Source organism: Maribacter sp. MMG018, from assembly GCF_018100785.1.
Taxonomy (GTDB): domain Bacteria; phylum Bacteroidota; class Bacteroidia; order Flavobacteriales; family Flavobacteriaceae; genus Maribacter.
The window spans coordinates 1205031-1225233 of sequence record NZ_JAGJEC010000001.1; the positions used below are offsets into that span (position 1 = coordinate 1205031).

12 protein-coding genes are annotated in these 20203 nt (G+C 39.4%); 9 read left to right on the plus strand and 3 right to left on the minus strand.

The window, feature by feature from the left end; translation table 11 throughout:
* Positions 1-13 precede the first annotated feature (13 nt).
* Positions 14-433: a hypothetical protein gene (locus J8L85_RS05170; protein WP_211015210.1), complete on the minus strand. Its 420-nt coding sequence runs from the start codon at positions 431-433 to the stop codon at positions 14-16.
* A 578-nt stretch (positions 434-1011) separates the two neighbouring features.
* Between J8L85_RS05170 and J8L85_RS05175 the strand changes: the two genes are divergently transcribed.
* Positions 1012-3918: a TonB-dependent receptor gene (locus tag J8L85_RS05175; protein WP_348771724.1), complete on the plus strand. Its 2907-nt coding sequence runs from the start codon at positions 1012-1014 to the stop codon at positions 3916-3918.
* Positions 3919-3929: 11 nt separating this feature from the next.
* Positions 3930-5528, plus strand: a complete 1599-nt coding sequence (locus J8L85_RS05180; RefSeq protein WP_047246524.1) for a RagB/SusD family nutrient uptake outer membrane protein — start codon at positions 3930-3932, stop codon at positions 5526-5528.
* A gap of 176 nt (positions 5529-5704) precedes the next feature.
* On the opposite strand, the gene J8L85_RS05185 is transcribed toward J8L85_RS05180, so the two are convergent.
* The gene (locus tag J8L85_RS05185; protein WP_211015214.1) at positions 5705-6547 is read right to left on the minus strand and encodes an AraC family transcriptional regulator; all 843 of its coding nucleotides are present in this window, start codon (positions 6545-6547) and stop codon (positions 5705-5707) included.
* Between the two features lie 235 nt (positions 6548-6782).
* Here J8L85_RS05185 and J8L85_RS05190 point away from each other — a divergent pair, with 235 nt between their 5' ends.
* The 4 genes from J8L85_RS05190 to J8L85_RS05205 all read left to right on the plus strand — a co-directional run bounded on the left by J8L85_RS05190 (position 6783) and on the right by J8L85_RS05205 (position 16044).
* Positions 6783-9035, plus strand: a complete 2253-nt coding sequence (locus J8L85_RS05190; protein ID WP_211015216.1) for a S9 family peptidase — start codon at positions 6783-6785, stop codon at positions 9033-9035.
* Between the two features lie 33 nt (positions 9036-9068).
* The gene (locus tag J8L85_RS05195) at positions 9069-12128 is read left to right on the plus strand and encodes a beta-L-arabinofuranosidase domain-containing protein (RefSeq protein ID WP_211015218.1); all 3060 of its coding nucleotides are present in this window, start codon (positions 9069-9071) and stop codon (positions 12126-12128) included.
* 114 nt (positions 12129-12242) lie between these two features.
* A complete protein-coding gene (locus J8L85_RS05200) occupies positions 12243-14948 on the plus strand; it encodes a DUF5695 domain-containing protein (protein WP_211015220.1) in 2706 nt (901 codons plus the stop codon).
* 127 nt (positions 14949-15075) lie between these two features.
* Positions 15076-16044: an ornithine cyclodeaminase family protein gene (locus tag J8L85_RS05205; protein ID WP_211015222.1), complete on the plus strand. Its 969-nt coding sequence runs from the start codon at positions 15076-15078 to the stop codon at positions 16042-16044.
* A gap of 70 nt (positions 16045-16114) precedes the next feature.
* Here the strand turns inward: J8L85_RS05205 and J8L85_RS05210 are convergent, their stop codons facing one another.
* Positions 16115-16885 carry a hypothetical protein gene (locus J8L85_RS05210; protein ID WP_211015224.1) on the minus strand — a complete coding sequence of 257 codons (771 nt, stop codon included), beginning with the start codon at positions 16883-16885 and terminating at the stop codon, positions 16115-16117.
* Positions 16886-17241: 356 nt separating this feature from the next.
* Here J8L85_RS05210 and J8L85_RS05215 point away from each other — a divergent pair, with 356 nt between their 5' ends.
* From J8L85_RS05215 to J8L85_RS05225, 3 genes are all read left to right on the plus strand, one after another.
* On the plus strand, positions 17242-17409 hold the full coding sequence (locus J8L85_RS05215) for a hypothetical protein (protein ID WP_211015226.1): 168 nt from the start codon (positions 17242-17244) through the stop codon (positions 17407-17409).
* Positions 17410-17490: 81 nt separating this feature from the next.
* On the plus strand, positions 17491-19428 hold the full coding sequence (locus J8L85_RS05220; RefSeq protein ID WP_211015228.1) for a hypothetical protein: 1938 nt from the start codon (positions 17491-17493) through the stop codon (positions 19426-19428).
* An 11-nt stretch (positions 19429-19439) separates the two neighbouring features.
* Entirely contained in the window at positions 19440-20105 is a 666-nt protein-coding gene (locus tag J8L85_RS05225; protein ID WP_211015230.1) for a response regulator transcription factor, read from the plus strand.
* The last annotated feature ends 98 nt before the right edge of the window (positions 20106-20203 follow it).

The window sequence follows — 20203 nt, forward strand, 5'->3', positions numbered from 1 at the left end:
GGAGGGGTAAAGTCTATATTCTGAATATCTGAAATCTGATATGCCTACTATAAGGGATCGTAAATTTCAGTGCCTTAACACAGACTGATGATTTTTCAGTTAAAAGAGGAAGTAACCCTAAGGCCTGGGCATAAAAAAAAGCAATGGAAATATTGCTTAAAGTTTGTTTTTTTTGTGGAGGAGATATGATATGCTCTTCTTCTTTCTCTTCGTTCTCGCTGGCCTCTACGGCATGATGCTTATCGGATGAGGAAGGAGCATAGTCTATATGGGTAAGTAATCCGGTCTCGTTAAAGAGATCGGTGTTTACGATAGTAGAAGATATTTCGTGAGAAGTCTCCTTTTTTATTTCCGTACTAAAATGAACAAAGAACAACCCGCACAAGAATGCGAGTACAATTGGTAATATCCGCTTGTTTGATATTTGCTTCATTTCGCAAGCGAAAATATGGCAAGAAAACAGCGCGCACAAACACCTCCTGTTAAAAAACTGTAAAAAATATGGAAAGAAGATCAAAAAAATGATAATCGAAATTTATAAGGGTGTTTTTTTTAGAAATGATAATAGATGTGAGGTACATTTTTGTTGATGAGGAGGTTATGTGGTTGGTGGTTGGCTGTAAGTATTTCTGATTTACGAATAAAAGACCCGGCAAAATATCGGACACATAAAATTTTGATGTTTGGTAAAGGTGGTATCGATTACAATCTATAGAAAAGCATGTTTTAACTGTTTTTGGAGGGTAGTGCTATGTAATTGGATAATATAGTATAAGAAGAGGATAATTATTCAAAAATAATCGGCTGATATAATTTCTAAGTTTACAAGTGTAAAATTTGCACTTAATAACCTTTGTATTAAAATAGGGGTTTTCGGTGATGGTTTTATAGAAAAAAGCAATCAAACTAAACTTTAGAATTATGAATTTGGCCAAATTATTACCAAGAATGTTTTTGGGATCAAGTCGTCTCAAAAAGCGAAAATTGTTTTCTGTTCTTTGTCTGTTGTGTGTGCAAGTTGCGTTATCGCAACAACAGATATCTGGAACAATTACGGATGATCAAGGAATTCCGGTGGCCGGAGCGTCGGTAGCCGAGAAAAACACTACTAATGGAACAGTCTCCGATTTTGATGGAAATTTTGAAATTACCACAAACAGTTCAAATGCAGTTTTGGTATTTTCTTACTTGGGTTTTAAAACTCAAGAGATACCTGTAGGGTCGTCGTCGACAATAAATGTGGTCATGCAAGAAGATTTGGAGCAACTTTCGGAAGTTGTGGTCATAGGGTATGGAACACAAAAACGGGCCGATGTTACAAGTTCGGTGGCAACCGTAAAATCTGAAGATTTTGTACAGGGTAATGTAAAGGATGCCGCACAACTAATTCAGGGTAAAGTGGCAGGTTTGTCGGTTTCTGCCCCATCCGGTGATCCTACAGAAGGTACACAGATTAGTTTAAGGGGTACATCTTCTATTTTAGGGGGTACAAATCCTTTGGTGTTGGTCGACGGTGTTCCAGGAAGCTTAAATACCGTTGCTCCAGAGGATATAGCCTCTATAGATGTGTTAAAAGATGGTTCTGCGACCGCAATTTATGGAACAAGGGGTACCAATGGGGTTATTATCATTACGACCAAAAAAGGTAGTAATGATATGAAATCTACCATAGAGTATAACGGGTATATGTCATTGTCCACTATTGCCAATGAGTTAGATTTTTTAGATGCGAACGAACTAAGGGAGAAGTTTAATGAAGGGTACGAATTTAATGGGGCCAATTTAGAGGATTATGGAGCCAATACTGATTGGGTGGATGAAATTACACGAAATGCCTATAGCCAAGTTCATAACCTTATTTTTAGAGGGGGCAATGCTACTTCAAATTTGACGGCCTCTATAAACTATAGGGATATCGAAGGAACGTTTTTAAAGTCGAATAGTGAAAAATATACGGCGAGGGTCAGTGCAAACCATGCCATGTTCGATAATCGTTTAAAAGCCAATATAGGTGTTATATTAAGTGAGCAAACCTATAATGCCTTAGGGGACGGAAGCAGTTTTAATCCATATATCTACAGGCAGGCCCTTATAAGAAATCCTACAGAACCAGTAAAGGATGAAGAGGGTAACTGGTACGAAAGAGACGTATATTTTTATGACAACCCTGTCGCGTATATACAAGAAACGATAGGCGAGAACAAATTTAGAAATTCTAGGTTCGATTTTTCCTTAAGTTATGATTTTGGCGACCATGTAACCATGAAAGGACTTTACACACGTAAAGGAGAGACAAATATTAGAGGGTTTTATCAGACCAAGAACCATGTGTCTACCACAAAGAATGGCCAAGATGGCTATGCTTCAAGAGGTACTGACGATTATGTAGGTAATTATGGTCAGCTTACCTTAGACTATGATAATTCTTTCGGTAAGCACAAGGTAACCGGTTTGGTGGGTTACAATTATGAAGATAATACGAACCAAGGTTTTTGGGCTACCAACCGTCGTTTTCCTACAGACGGGTTTACCTACAACAATCTAGGTAGTGGACAAGGCTTACAATTGGGTGAAGCGAATATGGGCAGTTATAAAGATTCTGATAAGCTGATCGCTTTCTTTGCAAGGTTTACCTACAATTATGACAACCGTTACCTTTTAATGGCCAGTTTGCGTAGAGAAGGGTCTTCCCGTTTTGGTGAAGATAACAAATGGGGTAACTTTCCAGGAGTTTCATTGGGTTGGCGTATAGATCAAGAGTCCTTTGCCGATAATTGGGATTGGTTGTCGAACCTTAAATTAAGAACAGGTTTCGGTGTAACGGGTATTAATGCAGGTTCTAATTATCAGGCCTTGAGTGGTCTAACCTATGGGTCGTATTTTTTAAACAACGGGCAATGGGTAAGAGAATTGGTGCCCTCGAGAAATGCGAATCCCGATTTAAGATGGGAAAAGAAAGAAGAGTTCAATGTTGGGCTTGACTTCGGTATTCTTGACGAGCGTATCAATGGATCGGTAGATTATTATAATAGAACCACCAAAGACGCATTGTTTAACTATAGTGTACCAACGCCTCCTTATTTCTTCGGAACCATTGCGGCCAATGTTGCTGAAATCAATAACAAGGGATTCGAGTTCTTGTTAAATGTGACACCTGTAAAAACAGAAAATTTTGATTGGACGGCTAACCTCACCTATTCGACCAATACCAATAAAATTGTATCGCTTTCCAATGATGAGTTTCAATTGACCAACGATTTCTTTGATGAGGGGTATACCGGCGAACCCATTCAAATTAGTACACATAGGGTACAAGAAGGACAGCCCATTGGTAATTTTTATGGCTTAAAGAGCGTAGATATCAATGATGATGGTATTTGGATTATAGAAAGACCGGACGGTAGTCTGGTTCCTGCAACGGAAGCTACTACGGACGACCGACAAATTTTGGGCAACGGTTTGCCTAAATCCTATTATAGTTGGAACAATACGGTCAGGTACAAGAATTGGGACCTGATGGTCAACTTAAGGGGCGCCTTGGATTACGAGATATTGAATTTCTCGCGTATGTTCTATGAGAATCCCACAATTACCTATAATACATTGGACTCCGCTTACGATCTTGTATATGGGAAAACAGAACTGCAAGACGTTCAACGTTTTGTTAGCTACTATGTAGAAGATGGCGATTTCTTAAAAATAGATAACATTACCTTAGGATATACCTTGCCCAAAGACGCTATAAAGTTTGCCCAAACTTTTAGGATTTATGCATCGGGGCTAAACTTGGCGACTTTTACAAGTTATAAGGGTATAGATCCTGAAGTCAATAGAAGTGGATTATCGCCTGGTAATGATGAAAGAGACAAATATCCTTCTACAAGGACGTTCACCCTAGGTATCAATTTTACATTCTAAACTAAACGACTATGAAAAATATAAATAATAAAGTGTTTTCACTTAAAACAAGAATATCGATCCTAGCCGCCTGTGCCTTTTTGGTACAACTAGGATGTACAGATTTGGAGGAAGAGGTGTTTTCAGAAGTTACCGAAGCATCTTTTACACCATCACAATCCGATATTGTATCGGTAATGGCTTCTGCGTATACTCCCATGCGCTACGTAATGGGGTGGCAAGGCTGGTTTGATCTACAGGAAGAACCGGCCGATATGTTTGTAACGCCTACTAGACCAAATGGTTGGGACGATGGGGGTACCTATAAAAGAATGCATTTTCATGAATGGACCTCTACCCAATGGCAGCCAAGAAATACATGGATCAATTGCTTTAACGGTATCAATAGTGCCAATAGGGTAATATTGCAGATAGAATCTGGACAATTACCGGTAAGCGATGAACAGGCCACTGCTATTGTTGCAGAAATGAGGGCGCTAAGGGCCTTGTATTATTCTATGTTGGTAGATTCGCATGGTAATGTTCCGATCATTGCCAGTTATAGTGATGAGTTGCCGGTTCAAAGTACACGCACCGAAGTTTATAATTTTATAGTTTCTGAATTAACAGAAGTAATACCAAGCCTTACCGAAACGGTAGATGTTTCTACCTATGGCCGTATGACCAAGTGGGCGGCCTACCATGTATTGGCCAGGGTTTATTTAAATTCTGAAGTATATGCCGGTACCTCTAACTGGGACAAGGTTATCGATGCCTGTGATAAGATCATTGCCAGTGGAGCTTTTGAACTGTCGGATAGTTACTCTGATATTTTTAGTACTAATAATGAGGGCAACAGTGAATTGGTGTTTGCGATACCCTACGATCAAATTTTTGCAGGGCAGTGGAATGCCCATATGAAAATGTTGCTTCCTGATCATAGATTGGTCTTCGGAATGCAGGCCCAACCATGGGGCGGGTCTAGTTGTAACCCCCAGTTTATAGATAGTTATGAGCCAAATGATAAGCGTTTGTCGGATACTTGGTTAATGGGCGATCAACTAAATGCTTCTGATGGGAGTGTGGTTATGACCTTGGTCAAAGAGATGCCAAGTATTTATGACTGTGATTTTACCGATGGCTTTAGATGCGGAAAATATGAAATAGAACCAGGTGCTACAGGTGGACTTAGTGTAGATTTTCCATTTTTAAGATATACGGATGTGCTGATGATGAAGGCCGAGGCGCTTCTTAGGACCAATAAAAGTGATGAGGCTGCGACTATCGTAACCCAAGTACGTACACGGTCTTTTGATAACCTGGCGGATGCAACGGTTACCGGGGCAGAACTTGAAGGTGACACTACCGTGCAATACGGCACCTTGGCCGAAGATGGTACTATTGCCGATGCAGGGGACCAAACGGCTGTACCATACGGACGTTTCTTGGATGAATTGGGTTGGGAGTTTGCTGGTGAGGCCAGAAGAAGAACCGATATGATCAGATTTGGGGTCTATCAAACTAAAAGCTGGTACAACCATACGCCAAAAGGTGATTACACCACACTTTTTCCGATTGGTTTAGAAGAGTTGAATACGAATACCAATTTAGGCCAGAATCCCGGGTATTAACGAATTTTTGTGTAAGGCAAAAGTTTTAGAAAATAATTGTTTGAGTTAGTTTTTTATATAAGTGATGAAAGCGAATGGATTTCCATTCGCTTTCTGTTTTTATGGTATATGAACAGGGTATAGTGGGTTTGATAATTTGTAAGTGGTTTCTAATCGACTGTTTAAGGGCTAAGCAATTAAAACTGTGATCGATATTGTGTAGGCGGACATCCCTTTAATTCTTTGAATTTTCTGTTAAAGTTGGCAATGTTGTTGAATCCACATTGTTCTGAAATCAATGAAATGGAAAGCTCTGGCTTGTTCACGATCAATTTACAGGCATTTTCGATTCGAATTTCAATTAAAAATTGAAAAAATGTCTTGTTCGTCCGTTTTTTAAAGTAACGGCAAAATGCATTACGACTCATATTGGCAATACTGGCGACCTCCTCTAGGCTAATGGGTTCGTTAAATTTTTCCATGGCATATTTGTAGACATTGTTCATACGTTTTCCTTCATCATCTGAAAATGATTTTCTATAAACAAATGAGGATAACGGTGCTGTTTTTGCCTTTGAAACATGACTAATGATCATTAAAAGAGTAGCTATCTGTTCTACTTTGTTTTGCGATGATAACTTAAGGAACTCGTCAATGATCGTCTTCTTATTTGAAAGTACTCTCATGCCCAGTTCTGATTTTTTAAAAAAATCTTGCGTCAGCGAAAGGTCGGCGATATCAAAGAAATCTTTTCCGAAAGAATGTAGGTCAAAAAAAAGTGTGTGCATCTCAGATACAGGAGAGGCCGTAACATCACTTTTAAATACATGGGGTACAAATCCGCCGATTATCAAAAGATCATTGGCCTTGTATTCATTTATAGAATCACCTACAATTAAAGACCCCTCTCCTTTGGATATATAACTGATTTGAATTTCACCGTGCTGGTGAAGTTGATCGTAGAAAGCTTCTACTCGATCTAATTGATAAACGAGTGCTTCATTTCTCGGTTTCGGAATTTTAAAAGGAAGGACTTTCAATTTTTTTGTATTAAGTTAATTATAATTTACCCTGAAATCGGTTATTATGGTAATAAAGTACAAATAAAGCGGTGTCTGCCATAAATTACTACTTTAAAAACAATTTGATATTTCTGTATAAATTAACTTCTTATTTCTGAGTTATACATGTTAAGGGTAATATAGTATCATTATCTGTTAATATGGACTACTGCAAGACGATGGATAATCAATAGTTTTAGTGATAATTTTAAGTATGGGATTTTTTGTTCGAAAATTAAGTGTATTTTTTATACTTATAATTACCGGGGTATCTTTTTCACAGGGTACATTAAAGGATTATAAGAAGGCTATGGCCGTGGATTCTTTGTTTCGTAACAAGGTATTTAACGTGCCGTCTGCTTTTCGTTGGAGTGGAGATACCACGTTATGGTATGTGAACAACACAAAGGAAGGTAAGGAGTATATGTTGGTAGATCCGTTGCAGAAAAAACAGAAAAAATGTTTTGATCATGATGTTTTGGCAAAGCTATTGTCCGTAAAGTTTAATAAGCAGGTAGATCCAAAGAATATCGATATCAAAGAACTGGACTTTAATGACCATCGGACGGAAGTAGAATTTGTTTTTGAGGATGCTAGAATATCTTATAATATAGAGAAGGGGACATTAACGCTCTTGGAAGAGGTAGAAAGTAAAAGAAAGAAAAAAAACGAATACTGGGGAAATAGATTTGACGAAACCTCTAACCTTCCCGTATTTTCTCCTGATTCTACCAGGGTTGCTTTTGTCAAGAACAATAATCTCTATATAAAGGATATCGGTACAGAGATAGAAACTCAATTGAGCTATGATGGGGCTCCTGGATTTTTTTATTCTTCGTATATAAAATGGTCGCCGGACGGTGAAAAAATTATGGCATATAAAGTTCGTCCGGGAGACGACCGTAAAATTTACTTTGTAGAGTCTAGCCCTATAGACCGGTTGCAACCAAAATTACATTCAAGAGACTATTTAAAACCTGGGGATGAACTGCCCTTTAAAAGTCCGCAGTTGTTCTTGGTTAATAGTCGACAGCATATTCAAATACCAACGTCCGGGTTCGATCATCAATTCGGTTTGTACAATATTGAGTGGAGAGCGGATAGTAGGGCTTTTACTTTTGAATACAATCAACGCGGACATCAGGCGTACAAGGTGATAGAGGTCGACGCAAAAACAGGTCAGGTTAGTACTTTGGTCAATGAGACCAGTAAGACCTTTATAGATTATAGTAGTAAAAAGTATAGATATGATGTTGCCGATGGCAAGGAAATAATTTGGACATCTGAAAGGGACGGATGGAACCATATTTATCTGTATGATGGAGAAACAGGAAAGGTTAAAACACAACTGACCAAGGGAGAATGGGTAGTGCGCAATGTTTTGTACGTAGATGAAGAGAATAGGGAAGTTTATTTTACTGCCAGTGGATTATATAAGAACCAGGATCCATATTTTCTGCATTATTGTAAAGTAGATTTTGATGGTAAGAATTTTACGCGCTTTACCAAAGAGAACGGCAATCATAAAGTTGTTTTTTCTAATGATTATAAATACTATGTAGATCAATACTCACGAGTAGATATGCCGCCCGTTACGGTCTTAAAATCATCTAAAGATGCTAAGACCGTGATGCAACTACAGCAAGCGGACCATACCGCTTTATTAAAAGAAGACTGGATCGCCCCCGAAGTGTTCACGGCAAAAGGACGAGATGGAAAAACCGATATTTGGGGTATTATCATGCGCCCTACCAGTTTTGATCCAACTAAAAAATATCCTATTATAGAATACATTTATGCTGGTCCGCATGGTTCTTTTGTGCCCAAAGATTTTAGGGCCTATAATTGGGCTATGTCGTCATTGGCAGAGTTGGGCTTTATAGTAGTGCAGATAGATGGTATGGGAACTTCCAATAGGTCAAAGGCCTTTCACGATGTGTGCTGGAAAAACCTGAAGGATGGAGGATTCCCCGATAGAAAACTATGGATAACGGCGGCCGCAAAAAAATATCCGTACATGAATGCTGATAAAGTAGGTATTTATGGTACTTCGGCCGGGGGGCAAAATGCCGCCGCCGCTTTGGTCTTCAATTCCGATTTCTATGATGTAGCCGTTTCTTCTTGTGGCTGTCATGATAATAGGATGGATAAAATTTGGTGGAACGAGCAATTTATGGGGTACCCTGTTGGGCCTCACTATGCGGCATGTTCCAACGTGGAAAATGCATCCAATATGAATGGGCGCTTAATGCTCATTTTAGGGGAGATAGATGACAATGTAGACCCGGCATCAACAATGCAATTTGCAGATGCCCTGATAAAAGCGAATAAAGATTTTGAACTGGTTACCGTACCGGGAATGTCGCATTCCTCGGGAGGCGAATATGGAGAGCGTAAAAGAAAAGATTTTTTCGTAAAACACTTGCTGAACGTAACACCCCCTTCATGGGATAAAATTTATAAATAAAAGAACCACCAAATAAGAGATAAGAATTTAATTATGAGAGTATATAAGTTGTTTGTTTATGGTTTGCTATTTTTTTGTGCCATAGGAACTTTTACGTTAAGGGCACAAAGTGGCAATCAAATATTGGATGGTATAGGTGAGACAGGGCTGATCGCAAGGTATGTTTTTGATGGGGACTTAAAAGATTGGTCCCGTAACAACCTACATGGAAAAATGGTAGGTTCTAAGGTAGATTTTATAAAGGATGACCAGTTTGGCAACGTGCTTTCATTGCCTGCCGATAGTAAATCGTTTATTTCGATTCCAGCGGAGTCCATGATCGGCGAAGAGTCAATAAGTATCACTGGATGGGTCTACCTGTATTCTGAACAATCTGGTCAAATACTTTTTGATTTCGGAAAAAAAGAGAGTTCACATTTTTTTGTGGCTCCCGTCGGAACCAAGACCGGAGAAGGTTATTTTGCAGGGGTTTCTTTAGAAAAAGAAGAACAAAATAGCACGGTTTCGCCGGCCATAGAAATTGGCGGTTGGAATCATTTGGCCATAGTGTTCAACGCTCCTTCCAGATCTATTAGCACCTATCTTAACGGAAAAATGGTAGGTGAGACAAAGAACGTAGCGCTGGTTTTGTCAAAATTGTTTGATGCCGGTGCGGTTAAGAACAATATCTTCTCTATTGGCCGACCACTGTCAGAAACAGGTGTATATCTGAATGCAAAGTTGTACGATTTTAGAATTTATAGAATACCATTGGCTGAAAAGCAGGTTGCAAGAATTTATAATAATGCCCTTAAAGGAGGTGAAACCTCCGAATCGGAAAAAAAACCTAAGGTTGATGATCTACCCAAATTTGAAAGTGGAACCCCGCAACTGTATAACGAATATCTGGTTGAGGTACCTGATATTGAGGTAGAGACCATTGTCGGAAATCTTCCTCGTTTGCCCCGTTATGTAGATGGGGCCTATAAAGAAGGAATACAAGGCCCCAAGGTACGGGTGCTCTGGCCTGCTCCTAAAGATAATGCTGCCGTATTAACAACGGGAAGATATATCATAGAAGGTAGTATCGCAGGAACCGACATAAAGCCGAAGGCCATTGTAATAGTAAAAGAAACCCAAAATGTTTCAGTACCAATTAGAAAGTTGGAAACGTTTAGCCTAGATGAGGTTTTTTTAAAAACCGATGTTCAGGGTTATAATACAAAATTCATAGAAAATAGGGATAAGTTTATAACAACACTGGCAGAAACCAATCCCGATTCTTTTCTATATATGTTTCGAAATGCCTTTGGTCAACAACAACCCAAGGGAGCGGAACCATTAGGGGTTTGGGACAGTCAAGAGACCAAATTGCGCGGGCATGCCACGGGCCACTACCTTACGGCCATCGTACAGGCCTATGCAAGTACCGGTTATGATAAAGAGTTACAGGCCAATTTTGCCCAGAAGATGGAGTATATGGTCAATACCCTTTATGACTTGTCGCAAATGTCGGGTAGCCCCAAAGAAGCCGGGGGAACCTTTGTCTCCGATCCAACGAAAGTGCCACCAGGACCGGGCAAATCGGAATACGATTCACAACTGAGTGCAGACAGTATAAGAACCGATTATTGGAATTGGGGCAAGGGGTTCATAAGTGCTTATCCTCCTGATCAGTTTATTATGTTGGAAAATGGAGCTACCTATGGGACTAAGAAAAGCCAAATATGGGCTCCTTACTATACTTTACATAAGATTCTTGCCGGTTTAATGGATGTGTATGAGATCAGTGGTAATGAAAAAGCGCTCCATATAACCAAAGGGATGGGAGACTGGGTGTATGCACGTTTACGAGAGTTGCCAAAAGACACCCTTATCAGTATGTGGAATAGGTATATTGCGGGCGAATATGGTGGTATGAACGAAGCTATGGCCCGCCTATATCGGCTGACGAACGAGGATAAATACCTAGAAACGGCAAAATTATTCGACAATATCGAGGTATTTTATGGAGACGCGGATCACTCACATGGTTTGGCCAAGAATGTAGATACCTTTCGTGGGTTGCACGCTAACCAACATATACCCCAAATAATGGGGGCGTTAGAAATGTACCGTGGTTCTAATACTCCTGAATACTATCATGTGGCCGATAATTTTTGGTATAAGGCCACCAATGATTACATGTATAGCATTGGAGGTGTTGCCGGAGCCCGTAACCCTACCAATGCAGAATGTTTTATAGGGCAACCGGCCACTCTCTACGAAAATGGTTTGTCATCGGGCGGACAAAATGAGACCTGTGCAACCTATAACATGCTTAAGCTATCTAGAAATATTTTTCTTTATGATCAACGAGCCGAATTAATGGACTACTACGAGCGTAGTCTTTATAACCATATTTTGGCATCTGTAGCAGAGGATAGCCCCGCCAATACATACCATGTACCCTTACGACCGGGTTCTGTAAAGCACTTTGGAAATCCGCACATGAAGGGTTTTACCTGTTGTAACGGTACGGCGATCGAGAGTAGTACCAAACTTCAGAATACCATTTATTTTAAAAGTGTGGACAACCAAGCGTTGTACGTAAATCTTTATGTGCCTTCTACATTAAACTGGACTGAAAAGAATGTTGTCATAGAACAGAATACTGCTTTTCCTAAGGATGATCATACCAAGTTGACGATTAAGGGCAAGGGTAAGTTTGATTTAAATGTTCGTGTCCCCCATTGGGCGACCAAAGGATTTTTTGTAAAAATAAACGGTAAGGAAAAAAAGGTAGATGCAACACCCGGAAGTTACCTTACCATAAGTAGAAAATGGAAAAATGGTGATACCATTGAGCTATATATGCCATTTCAGTTTCATTTAGAACCGATCATGGACCAGCAAAATATTGCCAGCTTGTTTTATGGCCCTATTTTGTTGGCAGCCCAAGAAACAGCACCTAGAACAGAATGGCGTAAGGTAACTTTAGATAAAGATGATTTGGGTAGAACGATCAAGGGGAATCCTGGAGCACTCGAATTTATGATAGACGGAATAGTCTTTAAACCTTTTTATGAAACCTATGATCGCCATTCGGTGTATTTGGATGTTACCTTAAAGTAGGCCTAAAAAGTCGGACAAAAACACAATAGGATATCCTAAACATTAAAATAAATTCACAGGTTGAAACAGTCGGCTTGTATGGTCTTATATAAAAATAATAGAGTTAAGAATAATATGAAGAAAACGAATATAAAGTATTGGGTAATGTTTGCCATAGCTATAACCGCTATGTCTAAGCTAACGGCACAAAGAAGTTATTGGGACAAAATTGAGAATAGGGAATCTACGTTGGGTGTCGCAGAGGTATACCAAAAAATAAACACACCGGATTTTCAGTTAAAACTCGTTAAGGCCTCCCAAACGGTAGCCGCATTAAGACCGAACAACGAATTAGGTTTCGATTATACCCCGGGGGAACGATTGGAAATAAGGGATAAAGACAGTCTTTATCACTTGGGGGACATTAATCTGAGAATAAAGGGTGCTTCGGGAGAATGGAAAAATTATTCCACGGCAAGTAACCGTGCACCGGTTACGCCCCTTTCAATTCGTGATAGCATATTGGCAGCGGCAGACTTGGCCAATACATTGCCTAAAGATATACCTGTAACCATAAAGCGGTTTTATGAAATAGATAATGGCCAACTCGTAATGCGTTTTGAAATTACCAATAAGCAAAATACTCCTGTAGAAATAGGGGCTTTGGGGGTGCCTATGATCTTCAATAATATATTGGAAGGCAAGTCATTGACAGAGACGCATAAGCACAATGTGTTTTTTGACCCCTATATAGGAAAAGATGCAGGGTATTTAGAGGTTAAACGTCTAAGTGGCAAGGGGCCCGCTTTGTTGGTCTTGCCAAAAGAAAATATGTCGTTCGAGGCCTATCGGCCATTATTGGAGGATCCTACACCGAAGAGTATCGTGTTTGAGGGTTTTCATGAATGGATGGTGTATAGTAAGGCCTATGCGGAAAATGAATGGAAAGGTGTAGAGCAATGGAACCAACCTACTTCATATGTTCTTAGTCCCAATGAAACTAAAAATTACGCTCTAAGATTTGTGCTTTCAGAAGGGGTGAAGAACATTCAAGAAACATTGGTGAAAGAAGACCATCCCTTGGTAATAGGTGTGCCCGGTTATGTAGTTCCGCAAGATGTAAAGGCGGGGCTGTTCGTAAATTATAAAAGTGAGGTAAGTTCAATAGAGGTATATCCAAAAGGGGCTTTACAGGTGAAAGAAAACGGAACAACACCATCTGGTCTAAAGAAATACATAGTACAGGGAAAAAAATGGGGAAGAGCAAGACTTACCATTATTTATGGCGATGGTGTGGAGCAGACCGTTAATTATAAGGTCATTAAACCCGAGGCGGAAGTTATAAAGGATTTTGGACATTTTTTAACGACGGAACAATGGTACGAAAACCCGAATGATCCTTTTGGAAGAAGTCCTTCTCCCATTAGTTATGATTATGAAAAAAAGGAACAGGTAACCCAAGACAGTAGGGTGTGGATCAGTGGTTTGAGCGATGAAGGTGGTGCAGGTAGTTGGTTGGGCGCTATCATGAAACAACTTGTGCAGCCTGATAGGGGAGAAATAAAAAAACTACAACAATTCATAGATGAAACACTATGGGGAAATATACAGCATAGCGAAGGCGAAAAAAAATACGGTGTTAAAAAAAGTGTTTTTTATTACGAACCCGATTCTTTGCCCAAAGGCACCTATGATGAAAATATAGACTATACGACCTGGGCCGCATGGGACCATAAGCATGCCAATGATACCGGTAGGTCTTTTAATTATCCACATGTTGCCGCTGCCTATTGGGTAATGTACCGTTTGGCGAGGTATCATAATGGCTTGGTCGATAATAGGGAATGGGACTGGTATTTAAAAAATGCTTACCACACTATTATTGCAATGATGGACCAAGCACCATATTATGCCGAGTTTGGCCAAATGGAAGGTTCTGTGTTCTTATTTATTTTAAAGGACCTCAAGAATGAAAATTATAGTGAAATGGCTTCGGTCTTAGAGGAAAGAATGAAACAACGAGCGGATCATTGGAAAGCGTTGGACTATCCTTTTGGTAGTGAAATGCCATGGGATTCTACGGGGCAAGAAGAAGTATATACCTGGACAGACTATTTTGGGTACGAGTATAAGGCCAATATTACATTGAACGCTATATTGGCCTACATGCCAACCATGCCGCATTGGGCCTATAACGGAAACGCCAGAAGGTATTGGGATTTTTTATATGGAGGTAAAGCAGGGGAAACATCAAGGGTAGAGCGCCAGATACACCATTATGGTTCCGGTATCAATGCAATACCTGTGCTTAAACAGTATAGAAAAACACCAGACCTATATTTGCTTAAAGTTGGTTATGGGGGGCTTTTGGGCAGTATTTCCAATATTACCCAAGATGGCTTCGGCCCTGCAGCCTTTCATTCATATCCCTCATCATTAAAAATAGATGGTATCTCTGGCGATTATGGTTCCGGTTTTTATGGCTATGCCGTAAATTCTGCAACCTACATTACACAAGATGAAGAATTGGGTTGGTTGGCGTTTGGGGGCAATCTTACCCAAAAAGGCGATGTGGTTGAAGTAGAGATTACAACGGCCGCAAAATCAAAAGTGTACGTCGGGCCTAAAAAACTTTGGTTGACACTAGATGCCGGTTCGTTTAAAAAAGTGGCATACAATACCCATACAAAAGAAGTGACCGTTACCTTGAACGGCAAAACGACGTATACGCCCAATGCATATTTGAGAACGGAAAATACCATCGATTTGCCTTATACAAAGGTCAGGGGTGCCTATGAAATACCCTTGCAAAATAAACCTTTGCAAATAAGTATAAAATAGGATATACTGACTATTTTTAGGTGATTAAAGACTATGTAAAAAAGGAATCACCATTAATGATTAGTGTTTTTTTAACCCCGAGAGAAATTATACTCTTGGGGTTTTGTGCACAAAAAAAGCAAATGTAATGACTACAGAAATTTCATATATACCAGATTGTTTTATTAATGAGAATTGCAATTTTAAGTCTCTGATAGCTGTACTTAAAGAGGCTTTTTCCAATCCAAGTATACAAGTGCCAATGCGTCATCACCACGATTTCACCAACCCCAAAGAGAACATAGATTCTACTTTATTGCTCATGCCCGCTTTTAATCCGGGAAAAGAGCTTGGGGTCAAAATTGCTACCGTAAGTCCTAATAACGGCAAGTACGGGCTACCGGCAATACAGGGCATGTATATGTATATAGATGGTCATAAGGGGACCATAAAGGCCATTTTAGAAGCAAAATCCTTAACGGCGAAAAGAACGGCTGCGGCTTCTGCATTGGCCAGTAGTTTTCTTTCAAGGCCCGATGCATCTTCAATGTTAATGTTGGGTACCGGAGCCTTGTCCGTTAATTTGATCAAAGCTCATAGCAGTGTTAGGCCTATCAAGAAAGTTTATGTGTGGGGGCGTAATTTTGAAAAGGCCCAAAAAATATGCAAGGCCCTTGCAGAAGAGGTATTTGATTGTGAGCCGGTAAAGAGGTTGGAGGATGTAATTTCGGAAGTGGACATTATTTCATCGGCAACGCTATCTGAAGTTCCGCTGGTTTTCGGTAAGTGGTTAAAGAAAGGGCAACATGTAGATTTGGTAGGGGCATATAAAAAAGATACCCGTGAAGCGGATGATGAGGCCATAAAAAGGTCGAGTGTTTTTCTGGACACTTATCAGGGTGGGTTAAAAGAAAGCGGCGATATTGTAATTCCGTTGGCAAAGGGCATTCTTTCTAAAGGGGATATCAAAGCCGATTTATTCGAATTGTGCAATAAAGCGAAAGCGGGTAGGGTTGCCAATGATGAGATTACACTGTTTAAATCTGTGGGCCATGCTTTGGAGGATTTGGCGGCCGCCTCCTATTTTTATGAATTATATCGAAACCAAGAGCATTAGTGTTCATGTTCTAAATTATATAAGAACCCCAGGAGCTTCTGTTTATCGAAGGTTTTTATGACCTATAGGTTTATTGCAAAAACGAATCTTTCTGATACCTATGAATAGGAACGTATTTCTGAATAATATGTGGGGTTATTTTTCGTAATGTTTCGCCGGTAACAGGGTGTAGTCCCGGGGCCGTAAAATATTCGATCGCGCCATCCTTGTTCTTTGCATACCAAACCAATGGTTTGCCATCTTCCGAAAAAAACCGATATGCCTGGGTAACCTTTACCTTTTTTAAATTCTTGAACCTAACCTCGTCCATTGGCTCTATTTGAGTGCCATAATCGGAATATGGGGCAATATTGCACGAAATTTTAATGTAGGTCGAATCTGCCCAGGTCATACAGGTTTGAAGGTTGTCGTTAAAAGAAATACGGTCTTTAAAAAACAAGGAGGCCCAGATCAATGCGATAAGGCCCATGCCTGTAAAGATCAAGATGATTCTTTTGCGCTTGCCATTTGCTTTTTTATCTAAAGTGGTATTGTCTGGTACAGAGTCATTTTCTAGCGCTTTGGGCGAAATAATTTCAGGGTTCTTTCGTATAAAATCGGCATAATCTTTATATCCCAAATATTGGCAAAGGCAAGCAATAAGCTTTGGTTTTAAGTCTTCTTGTTGGCCGATGTTGTTTTTGTAATTGGTGTAATAATCGCGTAAGGTACGCTCACTGATCGGGTATTTATAATCTTCTTGCAATACCTCTGAAAGGTGCTGTGAAAGATGTGTTTTGGTGGTTGAGCCAATTTCTTGTGCAGCCTTTTCAAATGCGAGGATCAAAATTTTAATTGACATATAACTAATTGATTTATAAGCTTAAAGCTACTATTAAAATGGAAATTTCATGGAATTTTTTTTCTGGAAATTCTTTTCCGTCCTTTCTCCATAATGTGTGATTTTATCTGTATTACTTTGAACATAGAAATGGTGACCACTATGTATAGCTAACATAGTATTTCTAGAACATCATTTTTACGGAAATCTATAATGCGGCCGGTATTGGGCCAAATGGAAAGTAGCCGAACACCACCGCATTTGATTTCCACTTTCCACAAAAACAAGGAGTACTCCAAACTCTTTAGGGGTTGGTAAAAATGAATCCGAGAGAATCTCGGACGGCCATCCCTGTATCAATTTTTAAGACAAAAATTATGAGAAAGGTAATATGGGCCGTAATGGCAATCGTTTTTAATTCTTTGTTGTTTTCTTGTTCTACAGACCCGATAGCGGCAACGGATAGTTTATATAATGTAAGGGCTACGGAAGGTGATGATCATGATCCACCAATACCACCACCAGAAGATATACCCGATGCTTAAGGGTATTAATCGTTAATAATTCATTAATTTGAGCCGTACTATAGGTACGGCTCATTTTAGTTTTGGTTTAAATTTGGTGCTTTGAAAAATATTTTTGTCTTACTTTTTTTACTCTCTTTTACCGCATGTCAGTTAAATACCAAAAATGAAGAGAAACACCTTGCGGTACGGGACAGCCTGCTTTTTCACTATAAAAATTCATTGTCGGGCGATATGGAGCTTTCCAAAAGAAAACAAGAAATAGATAAAGCTTTTCTTCTGGCAAAAAAGCTGCCGACAGATAGCCTATACGCCCAAATTCTATATCGAAAAAGTAGCATTCACTTTGCTTTGGGGCAATACGACAGTCTTCTTTTTTATAACAAGCTTTCTTTAGAACATTCCGCAAAGACCGATAACTATCAGATGTTGTCCTATCAATATTACTTAATGGGATATTACTATTCAGAAGTTCGTAATATGACCGACAGTGCCTTTTATAATTACAACCTTTCCAAAAATTATTTTCTCAAAGTACAAGATAGTAGTAGGGTAGGTAAAAACTTGGTCATTCTGGGTACCATTCAAAAAAATAAGAACGACTATTTTGGCAGTAAGGAAACACTGACCGAGGCACTTCAATATTTAAACCCTGAAAAAGATATGGATTTTATAGCCCGTTGTTATAATACCTTGGCCACCGATCACCGAAAATTGCTTAACTATGAAGATGCGATCTTTTATTACGACAAGGCCATAAAATATACGAGTTCTGCCAGTAACAAATTTGCTTTTGAAAATAATTTGGCCACGGCCTATATAGATAATAAAGAATACGATAAGGCTATTTCTTTGTTAAGCACTTTATCAACGGATTCTCTATTGGCCAAAGACCAAAAATTATATGCCAGGGTCTTGGATAATTTGGCCTATGCCAAATGGTTGCTGTACGGTAATGTAAAAGAGAGAGAGTTTACAGAGCCTTTACGAATGCGGGTCAAAAATAAGGACAGCAGAGGCCTAATTGCCAGTTACACCCATTTAATGGAGTACTATGGTACAGAAAATCCTGAAAAATCAAAGGCGTATTATGATTCTGTGGTACGCTTGTCCAAAAAACTTAAGATACCACGGGCCGAGAGAGACGTTTTAAAATACCTGATGAATTTAGAGCCTGCCAATGTAAAGGTGCGTGACCGGTATGTGTTTTTACAAGATAGCCTTTACGAGCAAGAGTTGCGGGTAAAGACCCAATTCGCAAAATATAAATATGACGACAAGCTGAACCAAGAATCTATATTGCGGTTAGAAAAAGAGAACGCCGAAAGAAAATTGGAAGTTGCCCAGCAACGCAATCAAAAACTGATCTCTTATGGGGTTGCGGGCTTTTTAACATTGATATCCGGTTTTGGGATCTACTACTTTGTACAGCGTTCTAGACGGTTTAAACAGCAAAGTAAAACGGCAAAGTTAGAGGCCACTTATGAGACGGAAGCGGAACTGTCCAGAAAACTGCACGATGATTTTGGGGGCAAACTAAACCATGCGATGCTTTTGTTACAAAATGGAGGAGCTACCGATGAGGTGTTGAATTTGATGGACGGGCTCTATAACCAAAGTCGTAATTTTTCTAGAAAGATCAACGATGTGGATACCGGTGCCAATTATAAACAGGTATTGTTGGGCATGATGGGTAATTACTGTAGCGAAACAAAGCTGATAATAACCGGAAGTACAGAGGTAGATTGGGCAAAAATATCGGTCTTGACAAAGAAAACATTGTATAGGGTGCTTCAAGAGTTAATGATCAATATGCAAAAACATAGTGGGGCGACTTTGGTCTCCATTTCCTTTGAACAGGGCGTAAAAACGCTAAAAGTAGACTATATAGATAACGGTGTAGGTGCTACAAAAGAAGAACTAAATGTAAAAAATGGTCTATGGAATACAGAAAAGCGTATTCTTGCCATTGGAGGAACTATTATTTTTGATTCGAAGAAGGGCCATGGCTTTGAAGCCCATATTGAAATATCGAATTAAATACTACCATTATGTTCAAAAAAATACTCATAGCCGAAGATTTTCAAGATACGAACAAAGGCATTGTAGATGCGTTGGAAACAAGGCTGCAAATCGAAACCATACAAGAAGAGCTTTATTGCGATACGGCCTATAATAGGTTTAAATTGGCCCACGACAAAGGAGAACCCTTCGAATTGTTGATTACCGATCTATCTTTTAAGGAAACACATGTGAAAAGGCGCCTTACCTCTGGTAAGGAATTGATAGAGGCCGTTAGGGGCATAGATGAAACCTGTAAGGTAATCGTAAATTCTATGATAGACGATCCCGCAGAAATAAACCCACTTTTTACCGATCAAAAAATAAACGGTTATGTGTGTAAGGGGCGTTATAGCTTAAACGAGCTGGTGAACGCCATTCATGAGGTGTATCAAAATAGAACCTATGTGTCCCCGAATTTAAACTTGAACGCGGCCAATGCGGTACATGAAATGGACAAGTATGATCTTATGATATTAAAAGATCTTGCCGATGGTTTTACCAAAAAGGAAATATCCGAAAGACTCAAGAAACAAAACATCTCGCCCAATAGCGAGAGTACCATAGACAAAAAAGTAAGTAGACTGTTCGATGAATTTGGTGCCAAAAACACCCACCACCTTATTGCAAAACTTATTAAGCAGGGGAAACTATAGGTCGGTACTCCATTAGATTTATTTTACGGTAACATAAATATTTCAATCCCTTACGGATATCTGTAAGGGATTGTCGGTTAATGCCTTTAGGTTTGTGT